This window comes from Rhodococcus sp. Q1 (genome assembly GCF_004153645.1).
Taxonomy (GTDB): domain Bacteria; phylum Actinomycetota; class Actinomycetes; order Mycobacteriales; family Mycobacteriaceae; genus Rhodococcus; species Rhodococcus gordoniae.
Window position 1 is genome coordinate 762,533 of the sequence record NZ_SDMJ01000003.1, and the last position, 20,466, is coordinate 782,998.

A 20,466-nucleotide genomic window follows, 5' to 3' on the forward strand; every position below is an offset into this window, starting at 1 on the left:
CTCGGGGGGTCGATTCACTGAAGGCATGACGAGCAGCCCTCCCACCGCCGACGTCGACCTGTTCGCCGACGACGTCCTTGTCGACCCCTATCCGACCTTCGCGCAGCTGCGCGAACTCAGCCCCGTGGTGTACCTGCCGCGCCACGACGTCTACGCCCTGACCCGCTACGACGCCATTCGCGGCGCCCTCGCCGACACCGCGACGTTCTCCTCCCGCGCCATCGCCTTCAACCCCGCCGCCAACGACGCCCTTCAGGGCACCTCCCTGGCCTCGGACCCGCCCGTCCATACCGAACTGCGCGCCACCCTCACCGAGAACCTCTCGCCGCGCGCGCTGCGCGGGCTGAAGACCACCATCGAGACCAAGTCCGACGCACTCGTCGCCGACCTCGTCACCACCGGTTCCTTCGAGGCGATCGACGTCCTCGCCCGCGCCTTCCCGCTCGAGGTCGTCGCCGATCTCATCGGCTTCACCGGCGAGGTGCGCGCGAACATGCTGCGCTGGGGACAGGCCGCCATGGAGGTCCTCGGCCCGATGAACCAGCGCACCGCTGAGAACTTCCCCATCGCCGGAGAGCTGTACGCGTGGTGCTCACAGGTGCAGGCCGAGGATCTGACCCCCGGCTCGGTCGGGCGCGGCATCTTCGACGCCGAGGCGCGCGGCGCCATCCCCGCCGGCAGCGCCGGGCACATCATCCACCAGTATCTCGGGGCCGGGGTGGACACCACCATCGCCTCGATCGGCAACCTGATCGCGCTGTTCGCGGCGTTCCCCGACCAGTTCGACCTCGTGCGCGCCGATCCGACGCTGGTGCCGTCCGCCTTCGCGGAGGTGCTGCGCTACTGGGCGCCGCTGCACGCCTGGGGCCGCGCCGTCACCCGCGACATCGAGATCGACGGCCACCTGATCCCCGGCGGGTCGCAGGCGGCGGTGCTGCTCGGTTCCGGCAACCGCGACCCGCGGCACTACGACGACCCGGATTCGTTCCGGGTGGCCCGCAACCCGGTCGATCACCTGTCCTTCGGCTACGGCCCGCACGGCTGCGCCGGGCAGGGACTGGCCCGCCTCGAGGCCCACGCGATCATCGCTGCCCTGGCCCGGCACGCGCGCCGCCTGGTCGCCGCCGAGCCGATCCGGGTGCCCAGCAACACCACCCGCTCCATCGACGCCCTCGAGATCCTGGAGGTTGTGCCCGCATGAAGATCACCCTCGACCGTCCCCGCTGCGAAGGCCACGGCCTGTGCGAGGAGGCCGCACCCGAGTTGATGCACCTCGACGACGACGGCGAACTGGTCCTCGACATCGTCGAGGTATCCGCCGACAGCCCGCAGGCCGCGGCCGCGAGCGCCGCCGTGCGGGTGTGTCCCGTCGCCGCCCTGAAGCTCGCATGAGCACCGCAGTTTCCCCGGGCACCGTCATGGAGCGGATCGTGGTGATCGGCAACGGCATCGCCGGGCAGACCGCCTGCGACAGCCTGCGCGGCGCCGGGTTCACCGGGCAGCTGACCGTCGTCGGCGACGAACCGGTCCCCGCCTACTCGCGGCCCGCGCTGTCGAAGGCGCTGCTCACCGATGGCGGCCCCCACGAACTCGCCGCCCCCGCGCACGGCGCCACCGAACGCCTCGGCGTCGCCGCGGTCGGCCTGGACGCGGACGCACGGCTCGTGCACCTCGACGACGGCACCGCGCTGGCGTTCGACGGGCTCGTCATCGCCACCGGTGCGCGCCCCCGACCGCTGGGGGAGGCGCTGGTGCTGCGCACCCTCGACGACGCCCTCGCCCTGCGCGAGCGGCTCGCCGGGCGGCCGTCGGTGGCGGTGGTCGGCGCCGGCCCGCTCGGCATGGAGGTCGCCTCCGCCGCGGCGCAGGCCGGCTGCGAGGTCACCGTCGTCGCCGACACCGCCCCGATGCGCCCGCAGTTCGGGCCGTATCTGTCCGAGCTGTTCACCACCGCCGCCACCGCCGCGGGGGTGAAGCTCGTCTACGGCACCGCCACCGACTTCGCGGCCGGGACGCTCACCCTCGACGACGGCAGCCGTGTCACCGCCGAGCTGGTCGTCGCCGCGATCGGTGACATCCCGAACGTCGAGTGGCTGCGCGAGTCAGGGTTGCTCACCGACGGCAGGTTGGTCGCCGACTCGCGTGGGCGGCTCGCGCCGGGCATCGTCGCCGCCGGCGACGTCGCGCATGTACCGATCCGCGGGGTGGTGCGACGGATCCCGTTGTGGAACAGCGCGATCGAGCAAGCCCGCATCGCCGCAGCGGCCGTGCTGCTCGGCGACGCCGCACCCGGGTTCGATGCCGATCCGTATTTCTGGACCGAGCAGTTCGGACTGCATCTCAAGGCGATCGGGCACCTGCCCGTCGGTGGGGAGCCCACCGTCCTGGCCGGCGAGGATCCGCGCGGACCGGCGCTGCTGCACTGGCGGCATCCGGACGGCGCGGGGGTGGCGGTGGCGATCAACCATCGCATCCCCATCCCGCGGCTGCGGCGCGCCGCGGCCACCGGGGAACTGCCGACCACCGGGAAGGCGGCTCGGTAGGTTCGTGGGCGTGACCCGCCCTTCGGAGCATCCGGCCGATCCCGACCTCACGCGGCTGGCCGCGGTGAACCTCAACCTGCTGGTGCCGCTGCTGGCGGTGCTCGAAGAACGCTCGGTCACCCGCGCCGCCGCGCGGGTCGGGATGACGCAACCGGCGATGAGTCATGCGCTGGGCCGGATGCGCCGGCTGCTCGATGACGAACTGGTGGTGCGGCAGGGGAGCGGGCTGGCGCTCACCCCGCGCGCCGTCGAGCTGATCGCGCCGCTGCGGGAGGTGCTGCGGCAGACCGCGCGGGTGGTGAACTTCCCCGGTTTCGACCCGGCCCGCGACACACGCACCATCACCCTGGCGATGACCACCAGCACCGCCTTCGTGGTCGGGGCGGAGCTGATGCGGGTGATCGGCGAGCGCGCCCCGCACGCGACGGTGCGTATCCGCACCTTCGTCGAGCCGCAACCGGCGGACTTCACCGACGACGGGGTGGACGTGGTGCTCGTGTCGGAGGCGTTCGCCGCGCCCTATCCGCGCGAGCGGCTCTACGAGAACCGGTGGGTGGTCGTCGCGCACCCCGACACCGCTCCCGACGCCGGGGCACTGGAGTTGCTCGAATCCGTCCCGCACACCGCCTACGACGCGCGGCACCGCATCACCCCCTATGCGGCGCTGGATGCGGCCGGGGTGCCCTATCGGATCGGCGGTCTGGTGTCGGACTTCTTGATGGTGCCGCAGGTGGTGGCGCGTGCCGGTGGGGTCGCGATCCACACCTGGCGGGTCGCGGCACAGATGCGTCGTCAGTTGCCGCTGCGGATCGAGGAGTTCCCGTTGCCGGTGCCGCCGTTGGGGATCGACATGGTGTGGAATCCGCGCCTGGCCGACACCGTGTTCATCTCCTGGCTGCGGGCGATCCTCGTCGAGGCCACCACCGGCGCGAACATCGGCGAGTGACCGCGCCTGCCGTTCAGTCGTTCTGCGCGTCGAGCAGGTAGCACCACGAGTCGGTGAGTTCGTCGAGGCAGATCTCGCGCGGGGTGCGCCAGCCGACCGAGAAGTAGCGACGCGACATGTGTTCGAGCTGCCCGAACGCCAGGACGCAGCGGATGCGGCGGCGGTCCGGGTCGAGTCGGTCGGCCCGGTCGAGACCGGCGGTCATGTCGGCGACGGCGCCTTCGAACCACTGCTCGGTGGTCGTCGCGACGTCCGGTTCGTGCGCTGCCTGGTAGGAGGCGGTCATGTACGGCTCGATCTCGTCCCACTGGGTGAGTTTCCGGTTGAGCCACTGCCGGATCAGGGCACGGGAGCCGGAGGCGACGACCTCGGTCAGCGACGGGTCGTCGGCGGCGGTGAGGATCGAGTCGACCTTTGTCAGCAGCGCGCTCATCACGTCGGCCTTCGACGAGAAGTGCAGGTAGAAGGTGGTTCTCGTGGATCCGGCGGCGGTGGCGATGTCGTCGATGGTGGTCGCGGCGTAACCCTTGGTGCCGAACAGGTCGAGCGCCTTGGCGAGGAACAGCTCGTAGGTCATCTGCTTCTGGGCGGCACGGAGCGACATGGGCGAAATCCTATCCTCGACGCAACAGTTACCGACAAGTACATTCACACGTCGCTCCGACAAGTCACTTGACAGTCTGTCATCCTAATCCGTACTGTGACTGCCACCACGTCGCGTAACCAGCGATGTCGACGAAAGGAAAGTGCCGATGACAGGCGCCGCGCCCCGCACCGTCCACACCGTCCTCGGCCCCGTCCCCGCCGCCGACCTCGGTGTCGTCGCGATCCACGAGGCCCTGCTGTCGGTGCTGCCCGGCGCCCAGCACGCCTACGACATCGACTTCGACCGCGCCGAGATCTTCGCGACGCTGCTCACCAAGCTCCGTGCCTTCCGCGCCGCCGGCGGCGGCACCGTCGTCGACGCCACCGGCATGTTCCACGGCCGCGACGTGCCGATGTACGAGAACCTCTCCCGCGCGGCGGGGGTACACATCGTCGCCTCCACCGGCCTCGGTCCGGAGAACCTGCTCGGCGGCTACTTCCTGACCCCGCAGACCAACCCGCCCACCCCGTGGCCCGCGGACAAGTTCGCCGACCTGTTCACCCAGGAGATCACCGAGGGCATGGTCGTGCCGCGCGTCGAACGCCGCGGCCCCGCCGGCCTGGTCGCCACCGCCGCGAATCCCGACGGCATGACCGCCACCGAGGAGAGCCTGTTCCGCGGCACCGCCCGCGCCGCCCGCGACACCGGGGTCGCGGCGATCCTGCGCTACGGCGCCGACGCCCTCGCCGACCTCGACGTCGTCCTCGGCGAGCAACTGCCCGCCGACCGCATCGTTGTCGCCGGCCTGGACCGCCGCGCCGCCGTCGCCGCCGGCGCGCCGGAGAAGATCGCCCGTCGCGGCGCCTACATCACCCTCGACCACGTCGGGACCGCCGACAAGACCCACATCTCCGACACCGAGCGTGTCGCCCTGGTCCGCGACCTCGTCGACGCCGGCCTCGGTCACCGGATCCTGCTGTCATCGAGCGCCACCGGCGTCGCCAAGGGCCATCCGGCGAACGATCTGCCCTACGAGACGGTGCTCACCGGTTTCGTGCCGCAGCTGACCGCCGCCGGTCTCACCGACGACGCGGTGCAGCAGATCCTCATCGCCAACCCGCAGGACCTGCTGGCCGCGCGCTGAACCTCCGCCGACCACCCATCACCGAGAAGTCTTCGTCCCGAAGGGGAATTGCTGTGTCGAGAGTCAACACCGTCCTGGGCCCGATCGCGCCCGAGGAACTGGGCATCGTCGCCGTCCACGAGCACATCGGATACGGCATGCCCGGCTCCGAACTGGACACCCGCTGGTGGAAGAGCCCCGAGGTCCGCTACGAGGAGACCGTCCCGAAGCTGCGCAAGTTCCACGAATACGGCGGCGGCACCTTCGTCGACGTCACCGGCATCTGCAACGGCCGCGACATCGACTACTACAAGTCCCTCTCCGCGAAGACCGGTGTGCACATCGTCGCCTGCACCGGTTTCGTCGGCGGCGACACCGCCCTGCCGTTCTTCGAACGCGCCTCCGTCGACTACCTGATGCACCAGTTCGTGCACGAGATCACCGTCGGCATCGGCGACACCGGCAGCCGCGCCGGCGTCATCAAGGTCGGTGTCTCCCGCGGCGGGAAGATGACCGAACTCGACAAGCTCATCTACCGCGCCGCCGCCCGCGCCGCCCTCGCCACCGGCGTACCGATCCTCACCCACCTCGCCATCGACGCCGAGAACGCCATCGCCATCTTCACCGAGGAGGGCCTGCCGCTGCACCGCGTGCTGTTCGGGCACGCCGACGACGGTGTCAACGCCGAGAAGACCCGCGACACCTGGATCGCGCAGCAGGGCGGCCGGGTCGGCTTCGACACCTTCGGCTACGAAACCGAACTCGAGGACCCGCCGTTCTGGGCCCGCCCCCGCAAAGAGCGCCTCGCCCACTTCCTGCGCTTCCTGAACGCCGGCCACCTCGATCAGGCCCTGGCCGGCGTCGACGCCAACTGCAGCCCACTCGGCTGGCCGGGCGTCAAGGGACACACCGTGAACTACCTGTTCGAAGACCTCATCCCGGACCTGCGCGAGGCCGGACTCGACGAGGCCACCATCACCAAACTGTTCGTCGAGAACCCCGCCGACTTCCTCACCATCGCGCAACCCTGACCCGAATCTCCCGGCGCGCCCCGCGCGCCCTCCGAAAGAGACACCCACATGCAGACCTCGGATCCCACCAACCTCACCATCGCCATCGTCGGCGCGGGCTATGCCGGTGCAGCCACCGCCCGGGCCCTGTCGTTGCTCGGCGCGAACGTCACCGTCTACGAACAGGCCCCCGAGATCCGCGAGGTCGGCGCCGGCATCGGCCTGCGTCCGTCGAGCATGGAACGCTTCCGCGAGTGGGGCATCTTCGACGACATCGCGAAGGTCAGCTCCCCGAGCGACTACTTCGAGATCCTCACCGCCACGGGCGAGCCGATCATGAAGGACACCTGGCCGGCGCACGGCAACCAGAAGCACACCCACCTGATCCACCGCGGCGACTTCATCGACACCCTCATCGCCTCCCTGCCCGACGACATGGTGAAACTCGGCCACCGGCTCGAGCACATCGAGGACCACGGCGACCGCAGCACCCTGACCTTCACCAACGGCACCCGCGTCGACGCCGATCTGGTCATCGGCGCCGACGGCATCAAATCCGTGGTCCGTGAGCAGCTGTTCTCCGACGCCGAACCGGTGTTCTCCGGTGAACGCGCCTACCGCGCCGTCATCGACGTCGCCGACGCGCACGGCATGGTCACCGACGACAACCTGCGCATGTACATCGGCAAGGGCACCAAGGTGTACCTGCTGCCGCTGCGCCACCGCGGCCAGGTGTCCTTCGACATCACCGCCCTGTGCCCCGACCCCGACTGGGCGCCGCAGGTGAGCAAGGAGGACATGCTCGCCACCGTCGCCGGATTCGACCAGCGCATCGTCGACATCACCGCCGGCCTCGACATGGACATCGTCAACATCCGCGGTGTGTACGACATCGACCCGATCGAGCGCTGGCACAGCAACTCGGTGGTGCTCATCGGCGACGCCGCCCACTCGATGCTGCACCACCAGGGTCAGGGCGCGAACTCGGCGATCCTCGACGCCGGGGCGCTCGCCGACTGCCTGCGGGATTCCGACACCGTCGCCGCGGCGCTCACCGCCTTCCAGGCGCAGCGCAAGCCGGTCACCGACGAACTGCAGCGCATCTCCCGCCAGGGCTGGACCGAGGACGAGGTCCAGGACGTCTTCCCGGGCCAGAAGCCCGCCGCGCAGCAGCCCGCCCAGTAGATCCCCACCCCACCCGTTCACCGCCCGAAGGAGACGACCGGCCATGCCGTTGCACCCCGAGATCGCCCGGATCCTCGCCGACCTGCCCGCCCCGCCGCCCGGACCGCTCGATCCGGCCGCGATGCGCGCCGGGGAGCAGGCGCAGGTCCCGCCGCTCGAGGAGCGACTGCCCCTGCACGACGTCCGCGACACGATCGCGGCGACCCCGGCAGGGGAGGTGCCGGTGCGGATCTACACCCCGACCGACGCCGACACCTGTGGCCTGGTCGTCTACTTCCACGGTGGCGCGTTCTTCCTCGGCAGCCTCGACACCCACGACCACGTCGCCCGGCACCTCGCGCAGGCCACCGGCTGCACGGTCGTGTCCGTCGGCTACCGCCGCGCCCCCGAAGCACAGTTCCCCGCCGGTCTCGACGACTGCTACGGCGCGGTGCGTTGGGCCGTCGACCACGGCAACGAACTCGGTTGGGACGGAAAGATTCTCGCGGTCGCGGGGGACAGCTCCGGCGCCAACTTCGTCGCCGCCGTCACCGGCCTCGCCCACGACGACGAGTTCGACCGCATCACCCACCAGGTGCTGTACTACCCGTCCCTCGACCTGGACTTCGACGAAGACCGCTACCCGTCGATGCGGGAGAACGCCGTCGGCTACGGTCTCGAAACCGCCGGGCTGAAGCCGTTCAACGCCTTCTACCTCGACAGCGGAGCCGACCCCGCCGACCCGCGCGTCTCACCGATCAAGCGTAAAGACCTGTCGGGTCTGCCGGCGGCGCTGGTCGTCACCGCGGAGTTCGACCCGATGCGCGACGAAGGCGAACTCTATGCCCGGCGGCTCGAGGAGGCCGGGGTGCCGGTGACACTGCGCCGCTACGCCGGCGCCAACCACGGCTTCGTGCAGAACTTCTCGTGGATCCCCGAATACGCGCAGGTCTTCGACGAGACCGCCGCCTTCCTGCAGGGCTCCGCGCATGAGTGAGGCGACGATCCACCCGATCGTCTCCCCGTGGGGACGCTTCGGGCTCTACACCTTCTTCATCGACGCCGACGAACCCGCGATCGTCGATACAGGCATCGCGTCGTCCCCGGCCGAGGGCATGGCCCCCGCGTTCGAGAAGCTCGGCCGGCGGCTCGAGGACGTGCGGTGGATCCTGCTCACCCACGGGCACATCGACCACATCGGCGGCGCCCACGCCCTGTGGGAGGCCACCGGCCGCAAAGCGCAGGTGGTCATCCACGAGGCCGACGCCCCGCTGCTGCGTTCCCGGCAGGCGCACGTCGACGACTACCTCACCGGCCGCGGCCGGTACCTCGACGACCCCGACGGGGCCGCGAAGGTCACCGCCGCCGCCGACGCCGTCATCTCCGGGGAGATGGAACCGACCATGCTCGTGCGCGGCGGCGAAACCATCTCCCTCGGCGGAGGTGTCGAGATCTCCGTGCACTCGATCCCCGGGCACACCCCGGGTTCGGTCGCCTACGTCGTCGAAGGGCAGAACAGCGTATTCGTCGGCGACGCAGTCCAGGTGCACGGCGCCGCCAACGGATTCCCCGGCTACACCGACCCCGACGCTTACCGCGACAGCCTCGCCTACCTGCGCGAGCGGATCCGCCCCGAGACCCTCTATCTCGGGCATCCCTACCGCCGCGCCGACGGCACCCCCTACGGCGTCGAACTCGACCGCGACCAGGCCGCCGAAGCCCTCCGCGAGAGCGTCGACATCGAAGGGGGAGTGCGCGGCGCCGCACACCGCTGCCTGTGCCACCGACTACTCGACACCGACTCGGCGTACTCGCCGTTCGCCCCGGTCGCCGACGACCTCGGCTACACCGGCGATCCCACCCTCGAGCCGTCCCCGTTCTTCACCACACTGCACGGCTACCGCACCCAGTTCTCGCACCAGCACCGACACGAAGAGGAGTCGTAGGTTCTCATGGCCGAGTTCGAAACGTTCGACGCAGGCGGACAGACCATCCACATCCGCAAGCACCTGCGGGTCCCCATGCGCGACGGCGTCGAGTTGGCCGCCGACGCCTACCACGGCGTCGACGACAAGCCCCGCCCCGCGCTCGTCGCCCTGAGCCCCTACGGCAAGGAACTCCAGGCCCTCGCGCTGACGACCCCACCGCAGCGCCGCCCCAGCCCCATGTGGGACGGCTGCATCGAAGCCGGCGACATCGCCCGCGTCGTCGCCGAGGACTACGTCCACGTCATCGGCGACATCCGCGGCTCCGGCGACTCCGACGGCGAACACATCGGCAACTACAACGCCGGCGGTGTCTCCCTCGGGCAGGACGCCTACGACTTCATCGAATGGGTCGCGGCGCAGCCGTGGTGCGACGGCAACGTCGGCATGATCGGCATCTCCTATTTCGGGTCCATGCAGGTCCTCGCCGCCGCCGAACGACCCCCGCACCTGAAAGCCATCTTCGTCTCCGGTGGCCACTACGACTTCTACGAGACCACCTACCACGGCGGCATCATGTGGTTCATGCCCCGCGCCGCCCGCGAAGGCCGCGGCGGTGACTCCGGCTGGGCGTTCACCGACGGCATCAAGTCCCGCATGCTCGAGACCTACACCCCCGACGAGATCCGGGCGCGGGTGCAGCAGCGGCTCGCCGACCCGGACGTCGCGGCCTGGCCGAATCTCGTGCATGTGCTGCACTACCCGAAGCACCACGAGGCGTGGTTCGACATCATCACCAACGAACTCGACGGGGAGTGGTACGAGGAACGCAACCCGATCAACCTCGCCCGGAACATCGACATCCCCGTCTACCTGCAGATCGACCAGGGCCGCGGCTGGACGATGGACGGCACCATCGAACTGTTCCATGCCTTGCAGGGACCGAAGAAGCTCGACATCGGCCCCTACCCGCCCATGCAGTCGCGGCCCTTCATCGAAGAGCACGACACGATGTTCCGCTGGTACGACTACTGGATCAAGGGCATCGACAACGGCATCATGGACGAACCCGCCGTGAACGTCTTCGTCGAAGGCTCTCGGCAGCGCGTCACCGCCGACCAGTGGCCCCCCAAGGAGGTCGAGCACCGGGCGCTGTATCTGCGGCCGCGCGGTAAGCTGTCCACCGAACCCGAACCCATGGGCACGCAGTACGCCGCCCCGGACGGCTTCTACCAGGCCCCGCTCACGGTCACCGACGAGGTCGAGATTCTGACATGGGAGACCCCGGTGTTCGCCGAACCCACCGAGATGATCGGCACCGGCGCCGCGCACATCTTCGCCGAGATCGACCAGCCCGACTCCAACTTCATCCTGCGCATGTGGGACTACGCCCCGAACGACAAGCGGCAGCTGATCACCACCGGCTACCTCAAGGCCTCCCACCGTGAGCTCGACGAGCGCACCACCGAGGGCGACCCCTACCACCCGCACACCCGCGCCGTGCCGGTCGAACCCGGCACCATCGAGGAATACGTGCTGCGGCTGTATCCGTTCGCCAACACCTTCATGCCGGGCCACAAGCTCGTCGTGGAACTGTCGAACAACGAACCGCTCGCCGACGAACACAACGCACTGCTGCCGCCGGACGCCTTCCACCTGCCCGTCGGCCGCCCGGTGACCCACAAGATCTACCGGGACGCCGCGCACCCCTCGCGGCTGGTGCTGCCGTTCACCACGAGCGCGGCGACGAACTGATCTCGTCGTATCCGCTCACCGGGCCCGGATCTCTCAGCCGAGCCCGGTGAGCACCGCCGGCGCCCACACCGGCCAGCGCACCGCACCCACCGGCACCCCACCCGCGAACCGCCCCACCACCACCGGGGTCCCGGACGCCGTGTCGTACACCGACGCCTGATCGGCGCGACCGATCGCCTCCACCACCAGCGGCCACAACCGCCGATAACGCGCCCGGATCTTGTCCTCGGGCACCGCATGGCCCCCCGCGGCCACCCGATGCTGCACCCGCAGCACCGACATCGTCTCGGGCACCAGCATCACGTGCAGCACCACCACATATCCCGCCTCGTGCGCCCGGTCGACCAACTCCAGCTTCGACGGATGCGAGAACACCGTCTCCGCGATGAACGACCGGCCCTGCCGCATCAGCCGGTCCCGCGCCGCCGCGGCGAGTTGCGCCGCCTCGTACGACATCTCCTCGGCCCGCTCCGGCCAGCGCTGCCGCGCGATCACATCCGCGTTGACGAACACGCTGTGCGGCAGCAGGGGAGCGAGGGACAACTCGACGAACGTCGACTTGCCCGAACCGTTGGGACCGACGATCAGATCCAGACGCCTCATGCGTCGCCGAGGACCCGGCGGCTACCGTCGGGACGTTGCTCGACCAGCCGGCCCTCGTCGTCGAGCACCACCGTGGTGACCCCGCGCGCGGCGAGCACCTCGGCGTAGTCGGTGCGGGCCAGACCGTCCGCCAGGCGCGCGTCGATCTCCGCGTCGAACAGGCGTCCCTCGGCGGCGGTGAGATCCTCCGGTTCCCGCGTCCCGGCCAGCGCCTCGTGCACCCGGTGCAGGGAGGCGGTCTCGTGGGCGGTCATCGCGCGGCCGATGCGGGCCCAGTATTCGAGTTGCTGGCGTCCGGTGCGGTTCTGGCGGCCGCCCTCGGCGATGGCGCTGTCGACGAGTTCGGCGTCGAAGCGGGTGACCTTGTCGGTGGACGACGTCATGACGACCTCCCGTTGTAGCAGATTGCTACCAGTGTAGCGAGGTGCAACCTCGACTGTGCAGTCCGTCCGTGCAGCACCACCGGTTCGTGACCTCGTCCGCCGCATCGCCACCCGGATCGACACCCGATCGAACCCGCCGCGTCGCCGGACGAACCCCTGCGCGACCTACCGTAATGTCCGTACCCCACCGCACGGAGGTGTGTGATGACCACCGACACACACGATCTCGATCAAGGACGCCTCGAACAGACCCTGGGCCAACTCGTCGTCGACATGGGCGCGGCCATGAACGGCGCACTGGTGCTGATCGGCACCGAACTCGGACTGTGGCGCGCGCTCGACGCCGCCGGCCCGGTCACCAGCGAACAACTCGCCGCCCGCACCGGCATCCGCGAACGCTATCTACGCGAATGGCTCTCCGCCGAAACCGCCAGCGGCTATCTCACCTACGACCCCGACGCCGGAACGTTCACCCTGGCACCGGAACACGCCATGGCCCTCGCCCGCGAGGACAGCCCCGTCTACATGGCCGGCGGCTTCCACCTGATCGGCTCCGTGTACAAGGACCGTCGGCGCATCGCCGAACGGATCCGCGCCGGCGAGGGATTCGGGTGGCACGAGCACGATCCGGACCTGTTCATCGGCACCGAGCAGTTCTTCCGGCCCGGTTACCGCGCCAACCTCGTCGACGTGTGGCTACCCGCCCTCGACGGGGTCGTCGACACCCTGCGCAGCGGCGCCACCGTCGCCGACATCGGCTGCGGCCACGGTGTCTCCACGACCCTGCTCGCGCAGGCGTTCCCACAGTCCACCATCCGCGGATTCGACTATCACGACGCGTCCGTCGCCCGGGCGACGGAACTGGCCGCCGAACAGGGCGTCGACAACGTCACCTTCGAGGTCGCCTCGGCGACGGACTTTCCCGGGCGGGACTACGACCTGATCTGTTATTTCGACTGTCTGCACGACATGGGCGATCCCGTCGGCGCACTGCGGTACGCCCGCGGCGCACTCGCCGACCACGGCACAGTGATGCTCGTCGAACCGTTCGCCCGCGACAGCCTGCCCGAGAACCTCAACCCGGTCGGCCGGATGTACTACGCCGCATCGACGGTGCTGTGCACCCCGTCGTCGCTCGATCAGCCGGGCGCACTCGGGCTCGGCGCGCAGGCCGGGGAGCGGCGGCTCGCGGAGATCGCCGCCGAAGCCGGATTCGGCTCCTTCCGCCGCGCCACCGAAACCCCGTTCAACCTCGTCCTCGAAGCACGCCCCTGAAGTGCTCTCCGGACGCCGATCGGACCCATCGGCGACCCCGGTGACGTCGATGGGCCACGATCGGAGGATGGACCGCGTCACCCGACTCTCGCTCGCCCTCGACCGTCAGGACGGGCGGTGCCTGTGGTGTGGACGGGAGTTCGGCCGGTTGATCACCCCGACCACCGATCATCTGGTGCCACGCCTGAAGGGCGGCCCGAGCATCACCGCCAACGAGGTCGCCGCGTGCCGACGCTGCAACGCCGACCGCGGCCACATCGCACCGGTCGAATGGCTCGACCGATGCCGGCAGCGCGACGGCTGGGCGCCCGACGAGAAGCTGCTGACGCGGTTGCTCGAAGAGCTCGGCGACGAACTCGTCCGGGTCGGGGGTCATCGTCGTGCCCGGGATTACCTGTCCGCGCAGTTGCGGCGGTTGCGGCGACCGTCGTGAAGTCGGTGGATCGACTACCCGGAGACCGGAATTAATACGTCACAGTGACGTTTCGAGTTCGGCCGAGTCCCGGATGGAGGAGGGGGTCCACATCGTCGCCCATGCGGGACACACCGCCCGCTACAGCGACCCGTCGCAGTGCGGGCGGCGGCGTCAGCATGTGCCGCCAGGCCGACTCGCGTCCGCCGCCGGCGGCGCGGGGCCGCGAGTGCCGGGCAGACGAACATCAACGCGCCGATCGGCACGGTCGACCTTGCCGGAGCGTGTTGCCACTGCCGCGCCGAGGATATCGACGCAGAGGCGCGATCACAGCAGGACCTCTGCGGTCCCATAAAAAACGTCACTGTGACGTTTTTACGACGGCCGGACGGACGAGCAGGGGACGAGGGCGGCGGGCCCGGAAGGTCACCTCGGCCGTGCGAGACAGCGGACGGGCGCACGGCGACGAGCCGGCCAGAGGCCGAGGACCGGGTCGGTGCGGATCGGGCCCGGCGGATGCGCGGCAGATCGAGCGCCGGGAGCGGGTCGGCGCGGCGCGGTTCGCACGCCGCACGACGCGGAGCGAACAACACGCGCCGGACGACACGGCGCGCGACGCGACGCCGTGGCGTGCACCGACGTCGCGAATCTGCGAATCGGGACACCGGCCGGGAGCATCAGGATCATCGGCGCCAAGTCCAGGTCGCGGCACATGTCATCATTGCCGATAATCTACATTATGTTAACTAAAGTGGAATCGGGCCTCCTCCGGACGACTACGGCAGGGCGCCCGAACGGTTCGGCATCCTCGCCGTTTCCGTATCGATGCGACCTCACTGCGGGGTCCCGCGCCACCGGCCGGACCCTGCTCGACCCCAGCCGGGCCGATCCGGACTTCGGTTCGATCCGGCCCCGATTCGCCCGGACCGGATCGAGTCGGTGAACCGATCACCACAACAGTCACCGTCGGCGCTGCGCCGATACACAGTTCGCCGACGGTCCGATACGACGACACCATGTGGTCGACGTCGCGTGCACGATCTAGACGCGGTGCATCATGCCGAGTGATGCACGGATGGCGATACGGATGAAACCCCGTCCCCCGAGGTGTCGATGCCGCCCGTCGCCCATTCCCGCCTCTTCCCTATTTGATGGATAATCACCGTTATCCATGAATACTCCACTGTCGCACTCGATGTCGCTTGCAGATGACATTCTCTTCGACGGGGTTACGGCGTCCTGCGGCCTTCTTCGCCGGGTCAGCCCCCGAATACCGACCGCCTGCCCCCACCTCACCTCAGCGGCAGACGGCGGCACGCGCACCCCGGGTTCGGCAACCTCAGGATCGCGCACCTCTCCCCTCCCCGGTCACCCCTCGCCACGTCCTACGATTCGTCACGGTGACAGTGACGTTGCACGATCTCCGCGTGGTGCTCCCCCGGCACCTGCCCGCAGGTTCTACGGTGGTCGCGTGACGATCCCCGCATCGAGTTATCTGTTCCAGGCCCGGACGTTCGTGAGCGGTTCCCGTAAGTGGCGGTTCGAGGCCGCGCTGGCCACCGCGCGGGTCTGCGAGCGTTTCGAGCGACCGTATCCGAAGTCGGTACGGTCGCTGGCGCACACCGCCTACGACATGCTGCGGATGGATGCGCCGGAGGTCGCCGCCGAGTTCGGGCCCCCGTCGTTCTGAACCCGGCCACCCGGCGTGGGCGGTCGCCGTCCCGGTACTGTGCAGCACAACTCGATCACGAGGTCTGCGCGGCGAGGAGGGGCACCGATGAACCCTGCGATCTGGCTGACACCCGGCCAGTTGGCCGACCGTTCCGGGGTGGCGGTCTCGGCACTGCACTACTACGAGTCGCGGGGGCTCATCACCAGTCGCCGCACCTCCGGCAATCAGCGCCGCTACCGCCGGGACACGCTGCGCAAGGTCGCGTTCATCAAGGTCGCCCAGGGCGTCGGGGTGTCCCTCGACGAGATCAAGGAAGCGTTCGATTCGCTGCCGGACAGTCGCGTGCCGACCACCGCGGACTGGGCGCGGCTGTCCCGGGCGTGGCACGACCGGCTGACCCGCCGCATCGAGGATCTCACCGCGCTGCGTGACAGTTTCACCGACTGCATCGGCTGCGGCTGCCTGAGCCTGGCGTCGTGCCCGCTCGCGAATCCCGGCGACGTACTCGGGGCGCAGGGGCCGGGTCCGCGCCGGCTACCGGTGCACGACGATCCCCCGGTGGGGCCGGCGCCGCGCACAGAATTCTCGTCCGGCTGATCCCGCCGGAGGTCAGGCGCGCACCGCATCGATCTGCTGTACGAACCGGGCGGTGGCGGCGGCGAGTTCGCGCGGGTGGGAGCGCGGTGACCAGTGTCCCGCGTCGAGCGGCTGGATACGCAGGTCGGTGACCCAGTGGGAGGTGTCCTCGTAACTCACCGGGCGCACCGCGCGGTCGCGCAGGTTCTGGATCACCAGCACCGGGACGTCGGTGCGCCGCGCGCGGGGCCGGGCGAGCCGGGTGCGGATGTTCGCGCGGTACAGGGACAGTCCGTGCACCATGTCGTCGGCGAGGGTCGGGGCGACGGGTTCGATCGCGGCGGGGTCGGTGCGGTCGAAGTGTCCGACGAAGGCCGGCCAGTGGTGGGAGAGCCAGCGGCGCAGTACGGGATTCGGCAGGCCCGGGATCTGGAAGGCGAGGGTGTAGGCGGAGGCGAGGGTCTGTTCGGCCGGTCCGAGCGGGCGTCGCTGTCGGAGCCGTCGACGTAGCCACAGGCCGAGATGGTCGAGGTTGGGGCCGGACACGGAGGTGTAGGAGGCGATGCGGTCGCCGGCGTCGGGTTCGCATACCGCTTCCCAGCACAGCACGGCGCCCCAGTCGTGGCCGAGCAGGTGGACCGGTGCGTTCGGGGCGAGGGCGTCGATCACGGCGTGCAGGTCGGCGGCGAGGTGGTCGAGACGGTAGTGCGCCACCTCGCGAGGGACAGTGGAGTTGCCGGCGCCGCGGTTGTCGTAGCGGAGGATGCGGAAGTCGTCGGCGAGCAGGGGTGTGAGGCGGTCCCACAGGGCGTGGGTGTCGGGCCAGCCGTGGACGAGGACGAGGGTCGGTCCGTGTGGGTTGCCTTCTTCGACGACGTGGAGCCGGACGGGTCCGTTCGTGACGGTGTGGGTGGTCATGGCTGTCCTCGCGTCTCGGGGGCCGGTGGATGGTCGCTCACGCTCCGGGCCGGGAAGGACCGGCGCCGTAGGGCGCTCGCGATGGCGAACAGGGATTCGGAGACGGAGGTGGGTCGTCCGCGGCGTCGCTGGAGGAGGTGTGCGAGCGCGGACAGCAGGCCGGCGCCGAGGGGCACGGCGAGGACGAACAGGATTCGACGTCGGAGTAGTTTTCCGGACAGCATCCACATACGAGATTCCTTCGCGACCGGCCACTGTGTTTGTAACCAACGGTAACACTATCTTGGCCGGTGGGATCCGTCCTCGATGTTTTGCGACAGGCCCGGCCGGTGCATCCACCCGGAGAGTCGATGAGGAACGGGGCGGCAGATGAGGGTTCTCGTGATCGGTGCGTCCGGCTACGTCGGCAGCCGGGTCGTTCCCACCTTCCTCGCCGCCGGTTGCACGGTGCGGGCCGGCGTCCGCGATCCCCGCTCCCTGCAGCGCTTCTGGTGGCACGACAGCGTCGAGAGCGCCGAGGTGGACGTCACCGACGGGAACACTCTGCCCGCGGCGCTCGCCGAGGTGGACGTCGTGGTCTATCTCGTGCACGGCATGCGTTCGGCGGAGTTCCGGGAGGTCGATCTCGCGGCTGCCCGCGCGGTGCGGCACGCGGTCGAGGTGTCCTCGGCGACCCGCATCGTCTAAGTGTCCGGTTTCGTCCCCGAGTGCGGGCCGGAGGCGCTGTCCGAACATCTGCTCTCCCGGTGGGAGGTCGAACAGGAGCTGTCCCGGTCGAGCCGGTCGGTGATCACCCTGCGGGCCGGGATGGTGCTCGGATCCGGGTCGACGAGCTTCGAGGTGCTGGGCCAGCTCGGGGGGCGGCTGCCGGTGACGGTGGTGCCGGACTGGATGAACTCGAGGGTCGAACCGGTCGCGGTCGTCGACCTGACCGCGGCGGTGGCCGGAGCGGCGGTGTCGGAGCTGTCCACTCGGTCGTTCGATGTGGGATGCGGTGAAGTCCTCCGGTACCCGGAACTGCTGCGGCTCTACGGCCGGGTCACCGGGATGCCGCGCGCGCAGGTCACCCTCTCCGGGCTTCCGGAAGCGGTGATCGGCCGGATCGGGTCGTGGCTGACGGAGGTGCCCTCCGAAACCGTTGCGGCTCTGATGGAGAGTCTGCGGCACGACATGACGGCCCGGGACTGCCGGTGGATCGGCCGCCTGGTGCCGTCCGGCTACCGGCCTGTGGGCATCGAGCGGGCGTTGCAGCGCGCGGTGCTTCCCGCCGACACGAGCGTCCCGTACGGGGCTCGGGACCCGATGGGCCCACTGCCCGGCGATCCGGACTGGGCGGTCGCCGCCGCGGAGGCCCGCCGATATTCGGCGCAGGGTATCCCCCCGCGGCGCCGGGCGCGGATACGCCGGCGCGACGACTGAGCCCTCGGGGTCGAGTCAGGTAAGGATGTCCGTCCTGTCGCCTCTCGGGGGTCCGGTGCTAGCTTCTCGACATGTCGCTACCGAACCCGCCGTCGGCGAACGATTCCCGGGGGCAGCACGAGGGCACCGAACCGCACACCGGCGGGTTGGCGAGCAAGCTCAACTGGTTGCGGGCGGGCGTGCTCGGCGCGAACGACGGGATCGTCTCGACCGCGGGGCTGGTCGTCGGCGTGGCGGCCGCCACGACGGACGAGTCGACGATCCTCACCGCCGGGGTGGCCGGGCTGGCCGCGGGCGCGGTGTCGATGGCGCTGGGTGAATACGTGTCGGTGAGCACGCAACGCGACACCGAGCGTGCGGCGCTGCACACCGAGCGGCGCGAGCTCGCCGAGATGCCGGAAGCCGAGCTCGACGAACTCGCGGGGCTGCTCGAGAGCAAGGGCTTGTCGGCGGTCACGGCGCGTGCCGCGGCCGAGGAGCTGACGGCCCGGGATCCGCTTGCCGCCCACGCGGAGGTGGAGTTGGGGATCGATCCGGCCGACCTGGCGAATCCGTGGGTGGCGGCGCTGTCGTCCGCGGTGTCGTTCACCCTCGGGGCGTTGGTGCCGCTGCTGATGATCGTGTCGGTGCCGGAAGCCGTGCGGATCCCGGTGACGTTCGTGGCGGTGTTGTGCGCGTTGGCCGCGACCGGATCGATCAGTGCGTGGCTCGGTCGGGCCCGGCGGGGCCGGGCGGTGCTGCGGGTGGTGCTCGGCGGGGCGCTGGCCATGGCCGTGACCTATGCGGTGGGTCAGCTGTTCGACGTGGCCCTGTGACATGGCCCTGCGGCGCGGACGGTCGCGCCGTGATCGTGCGCGGCGGGCCGGTTCACGCGCCGAGCGCGAAGGCGATCAGGAATCCTGCCGCGGTGCAGATGCCCACCCACCAGCCGCCTTCCCGATAGGCCTCGGGCATCAGCGAGTCGGCCATGACGGCGATGGTGGCGCCGCCGGCGAAGGCCTGGATCAGGGAGATCCCCGCCTGGGGCAGGGAGTCGGCGAAGGCCGCGGCCACGACGACCACCGCGACGAGCAGCACGGCCGTGATTCCCCAGATGGCCAGGGCGGTGCGGTGTGGGAAGTCCGCGCGCATCGAGGCGGCGCCGGCGACGGCTTCGGGGATGTTGCCGACCGCCACGGCCACCAGCAGCACGAGCCCGGCGGAGCCTGCCTCGGCGAGGGTGGTGCCGAGGGCGGCGTTCTCCGGGATGCCGTCGAGCAGCGCACCGAGCATCAGGGCCCATCCCAGGGCTGCGGGACCGAGTTTGTTCTCGATCAGGTGGTCGGCGACGACGTAGACGAGCGTGCCGAGCATCAGCGCGCCGCCGGCGGCCCACAGGCCTTGATCGGCGAAGGCGGGGGCGAACAGTTCGGTGGAGACCGCCGCGACCATGGCGCCGGCGCCGAAGGCCATCGATCCGGCGAGCACCGGTCGGGGCAGGTCGTAGCGCAGTCCGATCACGGCGCCGCCGAACAGGGGCACTGCGGTGCCCAGTCCGTACCACACCGCCGTCAGCATCGGGTGGTCCTCGGTACGCGGGGCGCTCCGGTGCGTGCGGTTGTGCAACAGTTGCAGGATCGCACGGATCGTCGGAGGATGACGTCATGAATTCCCCTGTCCGGACCCCGTCCGGTGGTCGCTCGAGCAAGAAGTTCGATCGGCAGGTCGATGCGGTGATGGCGGCCTCGCGCGCCCTGGTGGGGATCGCGGCGGCGTCGGTGGCCGAGGTCGAGGAGCGCGTCAGCATCCCGCATCTGCGCATCCTCGTGCTCGTGGGCACGCGGGGTCCGCTCACTCTCGCGGTGGTGGCGGACGAGCTCGGGGTCGATCGGTCCAGTGCCAGCAGGTCGGTGGACAGGTTGATGAAGGCGGGTCTGCTGGATCGGCGTGATTCTCCGGACGATCGCCGGAAACTGGCATTGACGTTGACATCGGACGGTGTGGCGCTGGTACACACCGTCCTCGAGCACCGGCGCGCCGCGATCGCTGCGGTCCTGAGCCGGTTGAGCGCCGGGCAGCGCGACGAGCTCGCTGCTGCCTTCGGGGTCTTCGCGGATGCCGCCGGGGAACCGGCCGGCGACGATGCGCTCACCTTGTTGTGGCCGATCCACCCGTGA

Annotated in this window: 24 protein-coding genes; 18 read left to right on the forward strand and 6 right to left on the reverse strand. The window is 70.0% G+C overall.

From position 1 onward, the window contains the following. The first annotated feature begins 25 nt into the window (after positions 1-25). Genes EQ874_RS12075 through EQ874_RS12090 form a run of 4 tightly spaced genes read left to right on the forward strand, consistent with a single transcriptional unit; the run spans position 26 to position 3,489 of the window. A complete protein-coding gene (locus tag EQ874_RS12075) occupies positions 26-1,201 on the forward strand; it encodes a cytochrome P450 (RefSeq protein ID WP_129976876.1) in 1,176 nt (391 codons plus the stop codon). After that, positions 1,198-1,392, forward strand: coding sequence for a ferredoxin (locus EQ874_RS12080; RefSeq protein WP_129976877.1), 195 nt, complete (start codon positions 1,198-1,200; stop codon positions 1,390-1,392). The genes EQ874_RS12075 and EQ874_RS12080 overlap by 4 nt, the downstream gene beginning before the upstream one ends. Then, complete coding sequence (locus EQ874_RS12085) at positions 1,389-2,543, forward strand: FAD-dependent oxidoreductase (protein ID WP_129976878.1); 1,155 nt, start codon at positions 1,389-1,391, stop codon at positions 2,541-2,543. Before EQ874_RS12080 ends, EQ874_RS12085 begins: the two co-directional genes overlap by 4 nt. A 10-nt stretch (positions 2,544-2,553) precedes the next feature. After that, entirely contained in the window at positions 2,554-3,489 is a 936-nt protein-coding gene (locus tag EQ874_RS12090; RefSeq protein WP_242496733.1) for a LysR family transcriptional regulator, read from the forward strand. Between the two features lie 13 nt (positions 3,490-3,502). Here EQ874_RS12090 and EQ874_RS12095 read toward each other — a convergent pair whose 3' ends face one another. After that, positions 3,503-4,093 carry a TetR/AcrR family transcriptional regulator gene (locus EQ874_RS12095; RefSeq protein WP_129976880.1) on the reverse strand — a complete coding sequence of 197 codons (591 nt, stop codon included), beginning with the start codon at positions 4,091-4,093 and terminating at the stop codon, positions 3,503-3,505. A gap of 148 nt (positions 4,094-4,241) precedes the next feature. Between EQ874_RS12095 and EQ874_RS12100 the strand changes: the two genes are divergently transcribed. From EQ874_RS12100 to EQ874_RS12125, 6 genes are read left to right on the forward strand one after another with little or no spacing between them, the layout of a single operon-like run. Continuing rightward, positions 4,242-5,219 carry a phosphotriesterase gene (locus EQ874_RS12100; protein ID WP_129976881.1) on the forward strand — a complete coding sequence of 326 codons (978 nt, stop codon included), beginning with the start codon at positions 4,242-4,244 and terminating at the stop codon, positions 5,217-5,219. 53 nt (positions 5,220-5,272) lie between these two features. Next, positions 5,273-6,229 (forward strand): phosphotriesterase, encoded by a 957-nt coding sequence (locus tag EQ874_RS12105; RefSeq protein ID WP_129976882.1) that lies wholly within the window; start codon positions 5,273-5,275, stop codon positions 6,227-6,229. Positions 6,230-6,277: 48 nt separating this feature from the next. After that, positions 6,278-7,393, forward strand: a complete 1,116-nt coding sequence (locus EQ874_RS12110) for an FAD-dependent monooxygenase (protein ID WP_129976883.1) — start codon at positions 6,278-6,280, stop codon at positions 7,391-7,393. 43 nt (positions 7,394-7,436) lie between these two features. Continuing rightward, a complete protein-coding gene (locus EQ874_RS12115) occupies positions 7,437-8,369 on the forward strand; it encodes an alpha/beta hydrolase (RefSeq protein ID WP_129976884.1) in 933 nt (310 codons plus the stop codon). After that, positions 8,362-9,318, forward strand: a complete 957-nt coding sequence (locus EQ874_RS12120) for an MBL fold metallo-hydrolase (protein WP_129976885.1) — start codon at positions 8,362-8,364, stop codon at positions 9,316-9,318. The genes EQ874_RS12115 and EQ874_RS12120 overlap by 8 nt, the downstream gene beginning before the upstream one ends. Positions 9,319-9,324: 6 nt before the next feature. Beyond that, positions 9,325-11,052, forward strand: a complete 1,728-nt coding sequence (locus EQ874_RS12125) for a CocE/NonD family hydrolase (RefSeq protein WP_129976886.1) — start codon at positions 9,325-9,327, stop codon at positions 11,050-11,052. A 33-nt stretch (positions 11,053-11,085) separates the two neighbouring features. Here EQ874_RS12125 and EQ874_RS12130 read toward each other — a convergent pair whose 3' ends face one another. After that, positions 11,086-11,655: a zeta toxin family protein gene (locus EQ874_RS12130; RefSeq protein ID WP_129976887.1), complete on the reverse strand. Its 570-nt coding sequence runs from the start codon at positions 11,653-11,655 to the stop codon at positions 11,086-11,088. Further along, positions 11,652-12,038 (reverse strand): hypothetical protein, encoded by a 387-nt coding sequence (locus tag EQ874_RS12135; protein WP_129976888.1) that lies wholly within the window; start codon positions 12,036-12,038, stop codon positions 11,652-11,654. Before EQ874_RS12135 ends, EQ874_RS12130 begins: the two co-directional genes overlap by 4 nt. A gap of 204 nt (positions 12,039-12,242) precedes the next feature. Between EQ874_RS12135 and EQ874_RS12140 the strand changes: the two genes are divergently transcribed. The 4 genes from EQ874_RS12140 (at position 12,243) to soxR (ending at position 15,994) form a co-directional block, all read left to right on the forward strand. Further along, entirely contained in the window at positions 12,243-13,313 is a 1,071-nt protein-coding gene (locus tag EQ874_RS12140) for a class I SAM-dependent methyltransferase (RefSeq protein ID WP_129976889.1), read from the forward strand. Positions 13,314-13,380: 67 nt separating this feature from the next. Next, the gene (locus tag EQ874_RS12145) at positions 13,381-13,746 is read left to right on the forward strand and encodes an HNH endonuclease (RefSeq protein WP_129976890.1); all 366 of its coding nucleotides are present in this window, start codon (positions 13,381-13,383) and stop codon (positions 13,744-13,746) included. 1,450 nt (positions 13,747-15,196) lie between these two features. Next, a complete protein-coding gene (locus EQ874_RS12150) occupies positions 15,197-15,415 on the forward strand; it encodes a hypothetical protein (protein ID WP_016934994.1) in 219 nt (72 codons plus the stop codon). An 87-nt stretch (positions 15,416-15,502) separates the two neighbouring features. Further along, positions 15,503-15,994: a redox-sensitive transcriptional activator SoxR gene (gene soxR, locus EQ874_RS12155; RefSeq protein WP_129976891.1), complete on the forward strand. Its 492-nt coding sequence runs from the start codon at positions 15,503-15,505 to the stop codon at positions 15,992-15,994. A 12-nt stretch (positions 15,995-16,006) separates the two neighbouring features. On the opposite strand, the gene EQ874_RS12160 is transcribed toward soxR, so the two are convergent. Both EQ874_RS12160 and EQ874_RS12165 read right to left on the reverse strand, forming a co-directional pair. Further along, entirely contained in the window at positions 16,007-16,891 is an 885-nt protein-coding gene (locus EQ874_RS12160; protein WP_129976892.1) for an alpha/beta fold hydrolase, read from the reverse strand. After that, positions 16,888-17,121, reverse strand: a complete 234-nt coding sequence (locus EQ874_RS12165; RefSeq protein WP_129976893.1) for a hypothetical protein — start codon at positions 17,119-17,121, stop codon at positions 16,888-16,890. The genes EQ874_RS12160 and EQ874_RS12165 overlap by 4 nt, the downstream gene beginning before the upstream one ends. A 139-nt stretch (positions 17,122-17,260) precedes the next feature. Here EQ874_RS12165 and EQ874_RS23215 point away from each other — a divergent pair, with 139 nt between their 5' ends. From EQ874_RS23215 to EQ874_RS12175, 3 genes are all read left to right on the forward strand, one after another. Next, positions 17,261-17,578 carry an NAD(P)H-binding protein gene (locus tag EQ874_RS23215; RefSeq protein WP_242496734.1) on the forward strand — a complete coding sequence of 106 codons (318 nt, stop codon included), beginning with the start codon at positions 17,261-17,263 and terminating at the stop codon, positions 17,576-17,578. Beyond that, the gene (locus EQ874_RS12170) at positions 17,579-18,310 is read left to right on the forward strand and encodes a hypothetical protein (protein WP_242496735.1); all 732 of its coding nucleotides are present in this window, start codon (positions 17,579-17,581) and stop codon (positions 18,308-18,310) included. A 71-nt stretch (positions 18,311-18,381) separates the two neighbouring features. Next, entirely contained in the window at positions 18,382-19,125 is a 744-nt protein-coding gene (locus tag EQ874_RS12175) for a VIT family protein (protein WP_129976894.1), read from the forward strand. A gap of 52 nt (positions 19,126-19,177) precedes the next feature. Here EQ874_RS12175 and EQ874_RS12180 read toward each other — a convergent pair whose 3' ends face one another. Then, on the reverse strand, positions 19,178-19,867 hold the full coding sequence (locus tag EQ874_RS12180; protein ID WP_129976895.1) for a ZIP family metal transporter: 690 nt from the start codon (positions 19,865-19,867) through the stop codon (positions 19,178-19,180). Positions 19,868-19,953: 86 nt separating this feature from the next. Here EQ874_RS12180 and EQ874_RS12185 point away from each other — a divergent pair, with 86 nt between their 5' ends. Beyond that, complete coding sequence (locus EQ874_RS12185; protein WP_129976896.1) at positions 19,954-20,466, forward strand: MarR family transcriptional regulator; 513 nt, start codon at positions 19,954-19,956, stop codon at positions 20,464-20,466.